This is a genomic window from Clostridium sp. (assembly GCF_017888565.1).
Taxonomy (GTDB): domain Bacteria; phylum Bacillota; class Clostridia; order Clostridiales; family Clostridiaceae; genus Clostridium.
The window spans coordinates 1-15,666 of record NZ_JAGHFX010000064.1; the positions used below are offsets into that span (position 1 = coordinate 1).

A 15,666-nucleotide genomic window follows, 5' to 3' on the forward strand; every position below is an offset into this window, starting at 1 on the left:
AAGAACACAAGGTTGATAGGTCAGAGGTGTAAGTGTGGTAACATATTTAGCTGACTGATACTAATAGGTCGAGGGCTTGACCAATAAAAACAGGCTTGAAATTAATTCATGTGCAATTTTCAGAGAATATTTCTGAAAAAAAGTATTGACAAAGTATTGGTTTTACAATATAATGTTAATGTAATCTGGTGATGAGGGCGTAGAGGAAACACCCCTTTCCATTCCGAACAGGAAAGTTAAGCTCTACAGCGTCGATGGTACTGCATGGGAGACTGTGTGGGAGAGTAGAACGTTGCCAGGTATTATGGATCTTTAGCTCAGTTGGTTAGAGCAACCGGCTCATAACCGGTAGGTCCGGGGTTCGAGTCCCTGAAGGTCCACCATATTTGGGGGTATAGCTCAGTTGGGAGAGCACTTGCCTTGCACGCAAGGGGTCAAGGGTTCGAATCCCTTTACCTCCACCAAAAGAAGTTATGATAACATAACTTCTTTTTTTTATAACTTAAAATTAGAAGGAATAATTTGATATATTTAATAGTAATATATTACATGTATATAATTTCTAAATGTCGAAAAAGTTTTAAAAAATTCTAAAATTTTAATTAGGAATAAAACGAAAAATAATATATAATTAATATATGATAAACTATTTAATTTTTAATGTAAAAGTTTTAAGGTCTTATCCTTAGATGGGGAGTGTTGGTATGGGTAAGAAGGACGAGTTAGAGCAAAAATTAATAAAATTAAAATTAGAAAAGCGAGAATTAGTATTAGCTGGTAAGAATACAGGTAGGATAGATGAGCTTATAAAAGAAGTAGAAGTAGCATTAAAGGAAGCATATGAATGTTGCAATAGTGAGAATATTTAATAGACCTAACTTATAAATTTAGGTCTATTTTACTTTTTACAATATATGTAGTTGAAATTAATATAAATAATAAGAATAAAATTATATAGTCTAGCATATTAAATTGTAGAAGGGTATTCTTTCTAAATAAGGAGGAGGATTAGGAAATGATAAGAACTTTTGTGTGTGAAAAAGATGGATGTAGTGGGAATAGATTTTTTTTAGAAAGTGAAGAGGATAAGTTGCATTTGATTTGTGCTCAGTGTAAGTCTAAATATAATATTGATGTAAGTAATCAAGATTTTATAATGTTACCTAATTGTTCTAACTGTAGTAATGATACATTCAAAATATTTAGAGATCCTGAAAAAAAGGGAATATATGCTAAGTGTTCTAAATGTGGATCTGTTCCAGAAAAAATATATGTAGATTCTGATGGAGTACAAGTTTCATATGAAGCTAAATTATTAAATGATATAAAGCAAATAATGAATTTAGTAGAACAAAGAATATATAACCTAGAAGTTAATGTTAAAGATTTAGAGAGAGGTCAAAGTATGCTAGAACAATCATTAGCATATATTAATAGATATTTGGTTGATAAGGATTGATACAAAAGAAAAAATGCTTTATATAATAAAGAAGTTAGATATATTTAATTAACATAGGGAGAGAGTAATGAATAAAAACAAGAAGATAATATCGTGGACAATGCTGATAGCTTGGATGGGAATAATATTTTTTATGTCACATCAACCAGGGGAAGTTTCTAGTAGTCAAAGTGAATTAGTTCTGAAAATTTTTAGCTTTTTGGGAATAGAATTAAATCAATATTTTGGTGAGCTAGCAACTTTAGTAGTTAGAAAAGCTGCACACTTTTCAGAATATCTAATATTATTTTTATTTACGTATAATGTGAGTAGATTTTATTTTACTACTAAAAAGGCTAGATTATATTCAATAATCTTCATATTTTTATATGCGAGTACAGATGAATTTCATCAATATTTTATTCCGGGAAGAAACATGGCATTTAAGGATGTATTAATTGATACTTCAGGTGGTGCTATTGGTTATTTAATAATGAAGATAGTAGAGATAGTAAGATGGAATAAGTAAAATATAATTTTTATTTAAAGATATAAAAGGATATTCAAGTATTATTGAATATCCTTTTATAGTATTGAAGAAAGAAGTCTAGAAATTCCATCTATTAATTTATTACTTAAAGATCTGGATTCATATTCTTTTAGGATAAATTCGGTACAAGATAATAATAAATTAGAGAATATTTTATTAAATTCTTGAGTTATAACTTCATCATATATTAGTGTATTGATTTCATAATTTAACTCAAAACTCCTTATATCCATATTTGCTGTTCCTATGGTACATATTTTTTTATCCACAGTTAGGATTTTAGAATGAATGAATCCTGAATTATTATATAAATAAACTTTAGCCCCAGCCCGCACTAGTTCGGCTAAGTAAGTTTGAGATGCTTTATTTACAGTAAAATGATCAGCTTTTCTAGGAAAGATTAGTGAAATTTTAATACCACTTAATGAAGCTATTTTTAGTGAATCCATCAAGCCTTCAGATGGTATAAAATAGGGTGTTATTATATTAATACTTTCTTTAGCAGTACTAATCATTTTTATAAAGCATTGAAGGATACTAGGAAATTCAGAATCAGGTCCGCTTTTTATTAATTGCATTGGTATATTGCCATTAAATTTGTTATTTTTAAAATAATCTTCAATATTTGCTAAGGTTGAAATTTGTTCATTATTATATTTTTTTATACTTGAAAAATCATCTAAGAAGACTGATTGCAAACCAAGTACACAGTCACCCTCAATCATTATATGACAATCTTTCCAATCTCCTAATTTTCCTAAACCTAAATATTCATCTCCTATATTAATTCCTCCTAGGAATGCTATAGTACCATCTATTACTACTATTTTTCTATGGTTTCTATAATTCACTTGAGTATTAATAAATCTAAAAAAAGGTGCTAATACATAAGAATAAAATGCAACATCGACACCAGCATTTTTTAAATCTTTAATATATTTAGAGCTTAGTCTTATAGATCCCATCTTATCGATTATGAATTTAACTTTTACGCCTTCTTTAGATTTTTTTATTAATATATCTTTTATTTCATTTCCGATATTATCATTTTTAACAATATAGTATTCTAAATGGATATGGTCTTTTGCTTCTAGTAATTTACTTTTTAAGATTTCAAACTTATTAGCTCCCCCATCTAAAATAGTAATAGTATTATTCACAAATAGTGGAGAAGATGAATTTGATACTAGTAAGTTTATAATAGGTTCATACTCATTAGATATATGAGATTTACTTAATAACGAAGGAGTAACTAAATCACTAACTTTTTGTTTTGATTTTTTATCTAATGTATGTATTTTCCAATTCCTGCCTAAGAGCACAAAGAGAATTAGCCCAAGAGGGGGAAGTATAATTAAAATTAATATCCATGATAAAGTTTTTTCAGGTCGCTTCTTTCCAAATATAATTATGATAAATATTATAAAGATATTTATCATAAATGATAGATAAAAAATTATATTAAGTGCAGTTATATCAAAAACCTCCTTCAAAAAATAATTCCCTATAATATATTCTTGACTAAAATACGGATTTTAATAAATTAAAAACTAATATAAACATGCTTATACAATAATTATACATTTTTAAATTAAGCATGTATTTTATAAAAGTTTAATAATGCCAATGAAATATTTTTGATAAATTTTAATGAAATACTTATAAAATCTTGAAAAAAGATTAATATGAATATATAATAGGTATAGAATTGAGTGAAAAATATGTAAAATGAAATATAAAGGAGTGGAAAAAATTATTATTATCTACTACAACTTAAGGGGGATAACGAATGAAATCAAAAGATAAGAGTACTAGCTCGAATAAAGGTATTTTATCAGCAATAGAAAGAGTTGGGAATAAGCTACCTCATCCAGGAACTATATTTGTAATTCTTTGTGCTATTATAATATGTGTTTCTGCAATAATGGCAAAAATGGGAGTTACTGTAGCGTATACAGGATTAGATAGAAGCACAATGGAAATAAAAGAAATGACTGCCTCTGTTGTCAGTTTACTTACACCAGAGGGAATTAGATATATGTTCACATCTGCAGTAAGCAATTTTACTAGTTTTGCTCCTCTTGGAACAGTCCTAGTAGCATTACTAGGAGTTGGAGTTGCAGAAGGGACAGGCCTTATAGCAACTTTATTAACAAAGCTAGTTACAAGCACTCCAAAAAGATTAATTACAGTAGTAGTAGTATTTGCTGGTGTTATGTCAAGTATAGCATCAGATGCAGGGTATGTAGTTTTAGTACCATTGGGTGCTATTGTGTTCTTAAGTTTTGGAAGACATCCAATGGCTGGATTAGCTGCAGCTTTTGCAGGAGTATCAGGTGGATATAGTGCAAACTTATTAGCAGGACCTACTGATGCATTATTGGCAGGGATTTCTACTGAGGGAGCTAAGTTATTTTCAGATAAAGCATTTGTAGGGGCAGCTGATAACTGGTATTTTATAATTGCATCAACATTTGTAATAACTATTATAGGTACAATTGTTACTGAAAAAATAGTTGAACCAAAGCTTGGTGAATATAAAGGCGATGAAAAGGCCACTATATCTGAAATAACTACAGAACAAAAAAGAGGATTAAAGTTTGCTGGAATTGCATCTTTAATATTTATAGTATTAATTGGAATATGTTTACTTCCAAATGGAGTTTTAAGAAATCCAGAAACTAATGAAATTCTTAAATCACCATTTATGGATTCTATAGTTCTTATAATTGCATTATTATTCTTTATTCCTGGTGTTGCATATGGAATCGGATGTAAAACAGTTAAAAGTGATAAAGATATTATTAATCTTATGGGAAAAAGTATGTCATCAATGGGTGGTTACATAGTATTAGTGTTCTTTGCTGCTCAGTTTGTTCAATATTTCAGTTATACAAATATCGGCATAGTAATAGCTGTTAATGGAGCTAACTTCTTAGAGGGAGCTGGATTTACTGGTATTCCACTAATAGTAGCATTTGTATTACTTACAGCATTTATAAATCTATTTATGGGATCAGCTTCAGCAAAATGGGCAATAATGGCTCCTGTATTTATACCAATGTTGATGCAATTGGGTAATTCACCAGCATTAGTACAAATGGCTTATAGAATAGGTGATTCTTCTACAAATATAATATCTCCACTAATGAGTTATTTTGCATTAATAGTAGCATTTGCTGAAAAGTATGATAAAAAATCAGGGGTAGGAACATTAATAACAACAATGGTACCATATTCAATTGCATTCTTAATTGGATGGACAATATTATTAATAATATGGTTTGTATTTAATATACCACTAGGACCTGGAGTTGGAGTAACATTATAATTCTTGGATTAAAATCTAATAACTTTATATAATAAAGGAACTATATTAAGAGATTAAATTTCTTAATATAGTTCCTTTATTTCTGTAATATTGTAGTGGGTCTTAGAGCAAAATAATATATATAGGTTTCAATGGAGGATTAGTATTTTGCAATCAAGGTTAGATAATAAAAAAAATAAGAAAAGAAGTTATATAATATTGGTATTAATAATTATATCAATATTTATACTATGTTATGTTTTATATAAAAAGCCAATTCCTGGAGTAGCAGATCAAGGTGATTTTGATAGAATTATGTATGAAAGCGGATTAGAATTATTTAACGAAAATAAGGTAGAGAATGGATTTAATAGATTTTATGATTATATAGTTACAAATTATAAGATTAGTAATATAGATACTGATAATGAAAATAATACTTTTATTAAATCTAGTTTAAGTTATTTTATAATATTAATTAATTTTATATGTAAGTTGTTTAATAGCTATGTATTTAAAACTAATTATTTATCATTACTGTACAGTATAATATATATTTCTTCGATAGCAGTAATATTAAAATTTAATAACATTAGAAATAGGTTATTACTTATTATAGGTTTTTTAGGGATATTAATTTTTTTAGATGGTAATTATTTAGTATGGTTTAATAGTTTATATGGTGAGCCGATGATGATAGTGTCATTAATGTTGTTTATTGCTTCATATAAATATTATGCATATAAGAGATTTAATGCACTTGATAAAAAAGGCATAAATAAAAATATTATATTATTATTTATATCTGCAATGTTATTTTTGGGATCAAAGATGCAAGTCATTACAGCCTTACCATTTATTCTAATATTATTGGTTAGGATTTTAATCGATAATAAAAGAGTGTTGAATAAAGCTTCACTTATAGGTTTAAATATATTACTTTTATTAATAATAATTTATCCTATAAGTATGAATAGAAGCAATTCTCTAATAGGTAAGGATACTCAATACAATTCAGTTTTCTATGGGGTATTAAAAGATTCAAATAATCCAAGGGAAGATTTAATTAGTATGGGATTAAATCCAGATATGGAAGTTGAAGCAGGTAAGCATTCATACCTAAATGAAAGTGAATATGAAAAATATGTTCCTAGAACGGAGATAACAGAAGATGAGTTTTATAGTAGAATAAGCAATATAAAATTAATTAAGTTTTACTTAACTCATCCAAAGAGGTTAATTGATGGAATGAAGAGCACAGCTAAAAATGCTTTTATAACAAGTACTTTTCTTGGGAAATATTCTATAGATTATAGTTCTAGTTCTATTAGAGAGTTTAATAGATTTACTTTATGGTCAAATATTAGAGATAGTATTCCTAAGAATTTTCTATTTATATGCATAGTTTATTTAACTATAATTATTTATTCTATAATTATGTATTTTAAAAATTCAAACAAGATATATTTAAAAAGAAATATAGAACTTTTTTGGAGTTTAATAGGCATTTCTATAATACAATATCCAATGCCTTTTGTGGGGAATGGATATGCTGATATAGCAAAGCAGTTGTATTTATTTAATTTTATATTTGATATAATTATATATGTAATTATTTCGTATATTTTTTATTTGGTTAAAAGAGAATTTATGAGGGTTAAGTAAAATAGATAATATACCATTTTAAAGGGGATGGGTCTACAGAATGGATAAGTTTGTAAAATTTGGACTAGTTGGTGTTTTTAATACCTTAATACAAATAATAATTTTTAATATGTTAAGGGTATGTAATTTTAATGTGGTAGTAGCTAATTCAATAGGATATATTTGTGGGATGGTTAATAGTTACTTATGGAATAATAGATGGGTCTTTAAGTCTAATAGTAAGGAAGCAATTACTATATTTAAGTTTATTATTGTAAATTTAATCACTATGATAATAAATAATTTACTTTTATTAATATTAGTAGGAAAACTAGGTTTGAATGATACTATATCTCAAATTATAGCTATAATATTTACCATGATTATTAATTTTATTGGTAATAAGTTATGGACATTTAAGAGTAAATAATAATTATATATATATGAATAATCATAAACAATATGTCAACAATTAAGATAACTGAAGGTGTAGCTATATTATAAATTATAGGTGCACTTTTTTGTACTTAATCACATACAAAAAGCATAAAATAAATATATATTAGAATGAAAATAAATAATCTGAATATTCTGGAAAAGGAGAATCCTTTATGGTATTCTATAATTAATAAAATACAATAAAGAAATTACCCGAACTTAGGATGTTTTATTAGAGCAAATTATAAACCAGAGATTTAAAATTTATAAACATAGGAATTTGATAAGAAAACTAATTCAAAAATTATTTAGATTTTAAATGAAAGGTAGGTGTAATCATAATATTATATTAAATATTATGAGATCGTATGAAAAAATACACAATAAAAAATTTAAGAAATATTGGTCTAATAGGTCATGGAGCAGCAGGGAAAACATCTTTAGTAGAATCTTTACTTTTTAATACTGGTAATACTGATAGGTTAGGAAGAATAGAAGACGGAACAACAGTCACAGATTTTGATCAAGAAGAAAAAAAGAGGGGAATTTCATTATCAGTATCTATTGCTCCAATAGAAGTAGGGGAAACCAAAATAAACTTAGTAGATATACCAGGATACTTTGATTTTTCAGGAGAGCTTATACAAGGAATGCGAGCTGTAGATGTAGCTACTATAGTTGTATGTGGGGTATCAGGAGTTCAAGTAGGAACAGAAAAAGCATGGGATTATTGCAATAAAATAAAGTTACCAAGAACATTTTTTATTAATAAGTTAGATAGAGAGAATTCAAGCTATGATAAGACATTAGCTCAATTAAAAGAAATGTTTGGAATTAGTGTAGTTCCAATTCAATATCCTATAGGAATAGAGGGAGAGTTTAAAGGCGTAGTTAATGTTATATCAAAAAGAGTGAGAATACACGATCCAAAAACTAAAAACGTTCAAGAAATGGATGCACCTGAAGAGCTTTTAGAGAAAATAAATGAATGTAAAAGGATGATTATGGAGGCTGTTGCTGAAACGAGTGAAGAGCTTTTGGATAAATATTTTAGTGAAGGTGAACTAAGCGATGAAGAAATATATAATGGACTTATAGAAGGATGTGCAAGTGGAGAAATAGCACCAGTAATGTGTGGAAGTGCATCAAAGGTTATAGGTATGAGATGTTTCTTAGAAGATGTAGTAGAGTGCTTCCCATCACCAAAATATTCCATTGCACAAAAGGCAATAGATGTACAAAAGAATGAAGAGGTTTTCATAGGACTAGATGAAAATAAGCCATTTTCAGCATTAGTTTTTAAAACTATAGCAGATCCTTTTGTTGGCAAAATATCATTATTTAGAGTTATAACAGGAAAACTTTCGAATGATGTTACTGTTATTAATAGCAATAAGGAGAAAACAGAAAAATTAGCAAATGTATTTTTTATGAGAGGTAAAAATCAGATACCTACGAAGGAGGTAGTGGCTGGAGATATAGCTGCCGTTGCAAAGCTACAATATACGGAAACAGGAGATACTTTATGTGATATAAGCAATAAAGTTATATATGATAAAATGAATTTTCCTAAGCCAGCAATATCAATGGCTGTATTACCAAAGGCTAAGGGAGACGAAGATAAAATATCAGCATCACTACAAAGATTATTAGAAGAGGATCCAACATTTACAATAACACGAGACACAGAAAATGCAGAAACTATAATATCTGGAGTTGGTGAAACTCATTTAGATGTAATAGCTAGTAGATTGAGAAATAAATTTGGGGCGGAAGTTATATTAAGACTTCCTAAGATACCATATAGAGAAACAATAAAGGGAATTGCTGATGTTCAAGGTAAACATAAAAAGCAATCAGGTGGACATGGACAATACGGAGATGTAAAAATAAAGTTTGAGCCAAGAAAAGATGGAGAAAGTGATTTAGAGTTTGTAGATAATGTTGTAGGAGGCGTTGTGCCAAGAAACTTTATACCTGCAGTTGAAAAAGGTCTTAGAGAGTGCATTGAAAAAGGTGTTTTAGCTGGATATCCAGTTGTTGGTTTAAAAGCAACACTTCATGATGGATCTTATCATCCAGTAGATTCTTCAGAAATGGCATTTAAAATGGCTACTTCTATTGCATATAAGAAGGGGCTTGAACAAGCAAAGGCTATTTTATTAGAACCTATTATGCACGTGGAGATATTTATTCCAGATGAATACATGGGAGATGTCATTGGAGATATAAATAAGAGAAGAGGAAGAGTTTTAGGAATGGAGCCAGATGGCAATCTACAAAAAATTATTGCAGAAGTTCCTCTAGTAGAAATGTTTAAGTATTCTACTGATTTGAGGTCAATGACTCAAGCAAGAGGAAGCTTTATAAGTGAGATTGAAAGATATGAGGAAGTTCCTGAATTAGAAGTCAAAAAAATAATAGAGGAATCTAGAAAAAATTAACTTTTGGCATAGTGAATAAATGAGAGATTAATGAGAAAAAATAAAATAAATGTTATAGAGAAGATATTAAACAAAAGAAAAACATTGGAGGGATACTATGCCAGATTATAAGATGGATGTAAATGGTGGATTAGGCCTTAGTGATTATAGCAATATATTTGACTATATGGGAGTTGTAGATAGAAATGATAGTTTTACAATAACATTAGATAGTGTTGAGAAAAATGATATAAATATCATTACTTCGATGCTTAAAGATAGCAATTTCTCAATATTAGATGAAGGTATAAATCAAACAGGCAAATACTATATAAATGCTAATAAGCAAAAGTAAATAAAAGGCTATTAATCTATTGATTAGTAGTCTTTTATAGTTTATGGTAAAATATTTAATATGTATATTTTAATTTATAATTTACATAGTTAAAATTAGTAGCATATTAAATGTTCAATATACTGATTTAAATAATTTAGTAAAAATAAAAGCATATATTATTTGCTTTTTTATATAAATTATTAAAATACTAGCATTGATTATATACAATGAATACTTAGATATTTTATTAAAATGTTAAGTTTTTTATTATAGGTTATATAAATAAGTTATATAGGAGGAATAAAATGAAAGCAGAAATAATAGCAATTGGAACAGAAATACTTTTAGGTGATATAGTTAATACAAATGCACAGTATTTAGCTAAGGAGTTAGCAACTTTGGGAATAGATGTATATCATCAAAGTGTCATTGGTGATAACGAAGAGAGAATAATAGAAGCATTTGAAAAAGCTTTTGAAAGGTGTGATTTAGTTATTACAACAGGTGGGCTAGGACCAACACAAGATGATATAACTAAAGAATTAGGAGCAAAATATTTTAATAAAAAATTAGTGCTTCATGAACCTTCTTTAAAATGGATTAAAACATATTTAAATATTAAGGATGAAGATGTAGTAGAAGCTAATAAAAAACAAGCATACTATCCAGAGGATTCCATAATATTACCCAATCTTAATGGAACAGCACCTGGGTCAATAATATCAGAAAATAATAAGACATTAATAATTTTACCAGGGCCTCCAAGAGAAATGAAGGCAATGTTTAATGATCATGTTAAAAAATACTTAGAGGGTATGACTGGTAAGATTATAAAATCTAAAACTTTAAGATTATTTGGGATAGGTGAAAGTCTTATGGCAAGGAAGCTGGATAATCTAATTCAAAATAGTAAGAATCCTACTGTAGCACCTTATGCAAAAGATGATGATGTTATATTAAGAGTAACAGCTAAGGGAAATAATGAAAAAGAATGTGATGATTTAATAAATCCTATATGTAAAGAAATAAAAGATATACTTGGAGAATATATATATGGAGAGGATGAAACTTCTTTAGAAAATATTGTTTCAGAGATGATATTTAATAGTAAACTAAGTATCTCAACTGCAGAATCGTGTACAGGTGGTATGGTTGCAGCAAGTTTAATATCATATCCAGGAATATCAGAGGTATTTAAAGAAGGTTTAATAACTTATTCAAATGAATCTAAAATGAAGAGGCTTGGAGTTAAAAAGGAAACTCTAGATAAATATGGAGCAGTAAGTGAAGAAACAGCAAGAGAAATGGCAATGGGTATATCTAAAGAAGCTAATACTGATATTTCAATATCTACTACAGGAATAGCAGGTCCAGGTGGTGGATCAGATGAAAAGCCAGTTGGGTTAGTGTATATAGGAGTATTTGTTAAAGGAAATATTATTGTAAAAAAATTAAATTTAACTGGAAATAGAGAAAAGATAAGAAGAAGAGCTACAATGAATGCATTAAATATTTTAAGAATAGAGTTATTAAAAATTTAAATATAAAAAGGGGAATAAAATAATCCCCTCATGTACTTTTCAGTAAATTGGGGATTATTTTTGTATATAAATAAAATGGGGGAGAGGCGATTAACTGTGGAAGCCTTCTCGCTTCATTATAATTATGTCCATTAAATCAATAGGTTATACATTACTTAAAATAAATTTATAGTAAAAGAATAAAATATTAAAAAACCAAAAGAAAGGATAGAGATATGACAAAAGTTTTTAAGGCAAATATGTATTTTTTAATTATATTACTGATAGAAATATTTGGCCCATTACTATTAAGACCATTTTATCTTGTGATTGGATTAAGCGACACAAGAATTATATTATTTTTAAATCATGTAATATTATTTTTATTACCAGCAGTGATATATATAATTGTAACAAGATCTTCTTTCAAGGAAACTCTTAAATTAAACAAACTACATTGGCAAGATACGCTTTTAATTATATTATTAGCATTTGTAGTTCAGCCAATAATGACATTTTTCTCGTTAATTGCAACATTTTTCTTTAATAATGAAATTGGATCGTTTATATCAGAAATAACATCAACTCCCTATGTGTTTTTATTAGCATTAGTAGCATTACTACCTTCAATAACAGAAGAAGTAACAATAAGAGGAATAGTACTTTCTGGTTATGAAAATAAAAATAAATATATATCAGCTATAGTAACGGGATTATTTTTTGGTATTCTTCACTTAGATCCACAACAATTTTTATATGCAGCAGTATTGGGATTCATACTGGCATTAGTAGTGAGAGTAACGAATAGTATATTTTCATCAATGATAATGCATTTTATTATAAATGGAACATCAGTAACTATAGCCAAATTAGTAGATTATATTACTAAAGGGTTGCCAATTACTAATCAAAGTGCAGAGTTAACACTTAAAAATATATCATCGTCAGAAAAATTAGTTTTATTTATAATTTATGGTGCCATAGCAGTAACATTTTCAATATTTGTTTTTCTTATAATATACTGGTTGGAAAAGCTTAACTTAAAAAGAAGAGCTCAAAATTATAGTTATAGGGCACTCGAAGCATCAGAAACAGTTGAAAGGAAGGATAGAATAATAAATATTCCATTTATACTATCAATAAGTATATATATATATTTTATGGTTAGAACTATTGCATTATAAAAAAGTTAGGAGAATGTAAACTGTATCCCTTATCAAGGGTAGTTTATATTACTCCTAATTTTTTATTTAATTTGGCTTTGATATAGAAGAAGGTTCGCTATAAAACATTGATACATCATTCGAATTAATCCATCCTCTACAGTTTATACAGTTATCAATAGGTAGATTAACGTAATACCAAGTTTGACTATTTAACTCAGCCGAATCTAAAACTGCTACTTCCATGCGTATATTTATTTTTCTAATTATCTGAGATGAAAGTAGTGGTGCTATATATAATTTAGAATCAGTATTTAGTATTCCAGTTTTATAAGATGGTGTAATAAATCTAATAGATAAATTATTATTACACTTTTTAGGTATATCATATTTGTTTCTTATATTATTATATTGGTGTGAAGTAATCATTAATTGTTTTTTCATTAATTCTAATTTTTTTTCATAATAAAAATAAAGTACTACCAAGGATAGTATTAGTATAATAAATAATATATATTTCATAAAGCACTCCTATTAATACTATAGTTTATTATATTTATGTATTTTTATAAAAATAACTTAAATTTTATATTCTTTCTAAATTAAAAAAATAAAAAAACAATAAAAACGTTGACATATTATAAAAAATTATATAAAATATAAATCGTTAAGGCTCGATAGCTCAGTCGGTAGAGCAGAGGACTGAAAATCCTCGTGTCCCTGGTTCGATTCCTGGTCGAGCCACCAGGAAAGCTAACTAATTAATTAGTTAGCTTTTTTTATGTGTAGAAAAATATAGAAATTTAAAGTTTGAAAGTTTTGATTATAGAAGTAGTGATTATATATGAACTTAGTATTTCAGCCCTTAAAAGGTGTATTAATTTTATTCCTTTCATTTTTTAGACTCTAAGGAGATAGATATAAGCTTACATTGATAATAAGAAAAGTGACATAGTAAGTAATTTTATATAGTAACATCTTTTATTGTATTATTAAGATAAATTACTATGAAAGAATATATAAGATAAGAGGCGTGATTATTATATTAATTAAATGCACAATTGATAGTTACTGATAAAAATAGAATCTCTATTAGATTTAAATCTATCAACACTTTAATTATGTAGAGTTAAACTTATAAAATGGTTATAAAAAAAGAATTAAGAAGTACACAATAACTCTTTACAAGTTAAAATATAATGGTTATAATGATATTATAATTAATTATACTTTAAGTTTTAGTTAAGAAATATTTAAGAAGTAAGTATTAGAATAAATGTATAGATATTAGAGTTATAATATATTTAATATATAAGGAGTGTTGGTGTTGGAAAAGTTAATTTTATCTGATCAAGATTATGATTATTTAGCAAAGGGGATAGCGGTAGGAGCAGGAATTGGTATATTTCTAGGCTTTTTTATCGATAATATAATATTAACATTTTCAGCATGCTCAGTTATAGGAATAATTTCATCGCTAGGATATTCATTTTATAAGAAGTCAAAAAGTAAATTTAACTAAAATAAAAAAGGCACTAACTGTGCCTTTTTTATATATTTTCTATTTGCCAGTTTATAGGTGGTTTGTTAATAGATTTTAAAAATTCATTTGTCTTAGAAAATGGTTTACTTCCAAAGAATCCCCTATAAGCTGAAAGTGGGCTTGGATGAGGGGAAGTAATTATAAAATGCTTTTTATTTGTAATAAGTTTACTTTTAGCAATTGCAGGATTACCCCATAAAATAAATACAATAGGATCTTCTCTTTTATTAAGTATAGATATAATTTTATCAGTTAGTATTTCCCATCCCATATTCTTATGAGAATTTGCTTCATGAGCTCTAACAGTTAAAACTGTATTTAGTAGCAATACACCTTGATCAGTCCAACTTTTTAAGAATCCGTTATTTGGTATGTAGCACCCTAGATCGTCATGTATTTCTTTATAAATATTAACTAAAGAAGGGGGAACTTTAACTCCCTTATTAACAGAAAAAGAAAGACCATGAGCTTGATTTGGACCATGATAAGGATCTTGGCCAAGTATAACAACCTTAACATCTTTGTATGAAGTAAATTTTAATGCATTGAAAATATCATTCATATCAGGATAAATTGTTTTTGATTTATATTCTGATATTAAAAATTGTCTAAGATTTTGATAATAATCCTTTTTAAACTCATCTTGCAATAATTCTTGCCAATCATTATTTAATATATTACTCAAAGTATCACCTCCATATATAGTATTCAGCTATTAGTTAAATACTATTAATAATTATTTTTCACTCAAAAAGATATTTTTTCTTTGAAACATGTAATAAATGAAAAAAATAATTCTATCTAATAATAATATATATATTACATTTTTGGAATATATTAAGACTAACTAGGCACAAACGCTACCTAGAATATCTTTATAAGTAAACTAGATTAAAATAAAGAATAATTAAGAAAATATAGTATAAATATGAATAAAAGATATAATAATAGAAATACTAAAGATTGAAAGATGATATTATGTAAATCGTTCCTTGTGAACGCATTGATTTTCAACAAGATAACTTGAAAAAAGTTAAAAAACATTGTTGACAATGAAATGCATAAATGATAAGATAAGGAAGTCGCTTGAGGGCGATGAAGAAAATGGTCTTTGAAAATTGAACAGAAAATAAGTTAAGTAAACAAACCAGCAATTCTTTTAGACGTCTTAACATTAAGACTCAAAGTAATTTGAGCGAAGAGATTAAACTTTTTATTGAGAGTTTGATCCTGGCTCAGGACGAACGCTGGCGGCGTGCCTAACACATGCAAGTCGAGCGAGAGGAGTTCCTTCGGGAAC

The 15,666-nt window shown here is 27.4% G+C and carries 14 protein-coding genes, 3 tRNA genes and 3 rRNA genes; 17 read left to right on the forward strand and 3 right to left on the reverse strand.

From position 1 onward, the window contains the following. The 7 genes from J7M87_RS13005 to J7M87_RS13035 form a co-directional block, all read left to right on the forward strand. Positions 1–84, forward strand: a 23S ribosomal RNA gene (locus J7M87_RS13005); the annotation flags it as partial. Positions 85–184: 100 nt separating this feature from the next. Beyond that, positions 185–301, forward strand: a 5S ribosomal RNA gene (gene rrf, locus J7M87_RS13010). 5 nt (positions 302–306) lie between these two features. After that, positions 307–383 (forward strand) — tRNA-Ile (locus J7M87_RS13015). 5 nt (positions 384–388) lie between these two features. Beyond that, positions 389–464: transfer RNA gene (locus J7M87_RS13020), tRNA-Ala, on the forward strand. A 240-nt stretch (positions 465–704) separates the two neighbouring features. Next, on the forward strand, positions 705–869 hold the full coding sequence (locus tag J7M87_RS13025) for a hypothetical protein (protein ID WP_291651465.1): 165 nt from the start codon (positions 705–707) through the stop codon (positions 867–869). 146 nt (positions 870–1,015) lie between these two features. After that, the gene (locus tag J7M87_RS13030) at positions 1,016–1,459 is read left to right on the forward strand and encodes a hypothetical protein (RefSeq protein ID WP_291651466.1); all 444 of its coding nucleotides are present in this window, start codon (positions 1,016–1,018) and stop codon (positions 1,457–1,459) included. 67 nt (positions 1,460–1,526) lie between these two features. Then, entirely contained in the window at positions 1,527–1,967 is a 441-nt protein-coding gene (locus J7M87_RS13035; RefSeq protein WP_291651467.1) for a VanZ family protein, read from the forward strand. Positions 1,968–2,023: 56 nt separating this feature from the next. On the opposite strand, the gene cls is transcribed toward J7M87_RS13035, so the two are convergent. Then, positions 2,024–3,481, reverse strand: coding sequence for a cardiolipin synthase (gene cls, locus J7M87_RS13040; protein WP_291651468.1), 1,458 nt, complete (start codon positions 3,479–3,481; stop codon positions 2,024–2,026). Between the two features lie 296 nt (positions 3,482–3,777). Here cls and J7M87_RS13045 point away from each other — a divergent pair, with 296 nt between their 5' ends. The 7 genes from J7M87_RS13045 to J7M87_RS13075 all read left to right on the forward strand — a co-directional run bounded on the left by J7M87_RS13045 (position 3,778) and on the right by J7M87_RS13075 (position 12,844). Beyond that, positions 3,778–5,319: an AbgT family transporter gene (locus J7M87_RS13045; RefSeq protein ID WP_291651469.1), complete on the forward strand. Its 1,542-nt coding sequence runs from the start codon at positions 3,778–3,780 to the stop codon at positions 5,317–5,319. Positions 5,320–5,466: 147 nt separating this feature from the next. Next, positions 5,467–6,963, forward strand: coding sequence for a hypothetical protein (locus J7M87_RS13050; RefSeq protein WP_291651470.1), 1,497 nt, complete (start codon positions 5,467–5,469; stop codon positions 6,961–6,963). A 40-nt stretch (positions 6,964–7,003) separates the two neighbouring features. Beyond that, complete coding sequence (locus J7M87_RS13055) at positions 7,004–7,372, forward strand: GtrA family protein (protein WP_291651471.1); 369 nt, start codon at positions 7,004–7,006, stop codon at positions 7,370–7,372. Positions 7,373–7,748: 376 nt separating this feature from the next. After that, complete coding sequence (gene fusA, locus J7M87_RS13060) at positions 7,749–9,824, forward strand: elongation factor G (RefSeq protein ID WP_291651472.1); 2,076 nt, start codon at positions 7,749–7,751, stop codon at positions 9,822–9,824. Between the two features lie 97 nt (positions 9,825–9,921). Beyond that, positions 9,922–10,158: a hypothetical protein gene (locus J7M87_RS13065; RefSeq protein ID WP_291651473.1), complete on the forward strand. Its 237-nt coding sequence runs from the start codon at positions 9,922–9,924 to the stop codon at positions 10,156–10,158. A 287-nt stretch (positions 10,159–10,445) separates the two neighbouring features. Then, positions 10,446–11,681, forward strand: coding sequence for a competence/damage-inducible protein A (locus tag J7M87_RS13070; RefSeq protein ID WP_291651474.1), 1,236 nt, complete (start codon positions 10,446–10,448; stop codon positions 11,679–11,681). 215 nt (positions 11,682–11,896) lie between these two features. Next, positions 11,897–12,844: a type II CAAX endopeptidase family protein gene (locus J7M87_RS13075; protein ID WP_291651475.1), complete on the forward strand. Its 948-nt coding sequence runs from the start codon at positions 11,897–11,899 to the stop codon at positions 12,842–12,844. A 66-nt stretch (positions 12,845–12,910) separates the two neighbouring features. Here the strand turns inward: J7M87_RS13075 and J7M87_RS13080 are convergent, their stop codons facing one another. After that, on the reverse strand, positions 12,911–13,345 hold the full coding sequence (locus tag J7M87_RS13080; RefSeq protein ID WP_291651476.1) for a hypothetical protein: 435 nt from the start codon (positions 13,343–13,345) through the stop codon (positions 12,911–12,913). Positions 13,346–13,494: 149 nt separating this feature from the next. Between J7M87_RS13080 and J7M87_RS13085 the strand changes: the two genes are divergently transcribed. Beyond that, a tRNA-Phe gene (locus tag J7M87_RS13085) sits at positions 13,495–13,570 on the forward strand. Positions 13,571–14,147: 577 nt separating this feature from the next. Further along, positions 14,148–14,345, forward strand: a complete 198-nt coding sequence (locus tag J7M87_RS13090; protein WP_291651477.1) for a hypothetical protein — start codon at positions 14,148–14,150, stop codon at positions 14,343–14,345. A 28-nt stretch (positions 14,346–14,373) separates the two neighbouring features. On the opposite strand, the gene J7M87_RS13095 is transcribed toward J7M87_RS13090, so the two are convergent. Further along, entirely contained in the window at positions 14,374–15,051 is a 678-nt protein-coding gene (locus J7M87_RS13095; protein ID WP_291651478.1) for a uracil-DNA glycosylase, read from the reverse strand. Positions 15,052–15,578: 527 nt separating this feature from the next. Here J7M87_RS13095 and J7M87_RS13100 point away from each other — a divergent pair. Next, positions 15,579–15,666, forward strand: a 16S ribosomal RNA gene (locus J7M87_RS13100); the annotation flags it as partial.

Bases quoted from the DNA above. Each gene is read 5' to 3' on its own strand.
- J7M87_RS13025 (WP_291651465.1), top strand. From the start codon at position 705: ATGGGTAAGAAGGACGAGTTAGAGCAAAAATTAATAAAATTAAAATTA.
- J7M87_RS13030 (WP_291651466.1), top strand. From the start codon at position 1,016: ATGATAAGAACTTTTGTGTGTGAAAAAGATGGATGTAGTGGGAATAGA.
- J7M87_RS13035 (WP_291651467.1), top strand. From the start codon at position 1,527: ATGAATAAAAACAAGAAGATAATATCGTGGACAATGCTGATAGCTTGG.
- J7M87_RS13045 (WP_291651469.1), top strand. From the start codon at position 3,778: ATGAAATCAAAAGATAAGAGTACTAGCTCGAATAAAGGTATTTTATCA.
- J7M87_RS13055 (WP_291651471.1), top strand. From the start codon at position 7,004: ATGGATAAGTTTGTAAAATTTGGACTAGTTGGTGTTTTTAATACCTTA.
- fusA (WP_291651472.1), top strand. From the start codon at position 7,749: ATGAAAAAATACACAATAAAAAATTTAAGAAATATTGGTCTAATAGGT.
- J7M87_RS13065 (WP_291651473.1), top strand. From the start codon at position 9,922: ATGCCAGATTATAAGATGGATGTAAATGGTGGATTAGGCCTTAGTGAT.
- J7M87_RS13070 (WP_291651474.1), top strand. From the start codon at position 10,446: ATGAAAGCAGAAATAATAGCAATTGGAACAGAAATACTTTTAGGTGAT.
- J7M87_RS13075 (WP_291651475.1), top strand. From the start codon at position 11,897: ATGACAAAAGTTTTTAAGGCAAATATGTATTTTTTAATTATATTACTG.
- J7M87_RS13080 (WP_291651476.1), bottom strand. From the start codon at position 13,345: ATGAAATATATATTATTTATTATACTAATACTATCCTTGGTAGTACTT.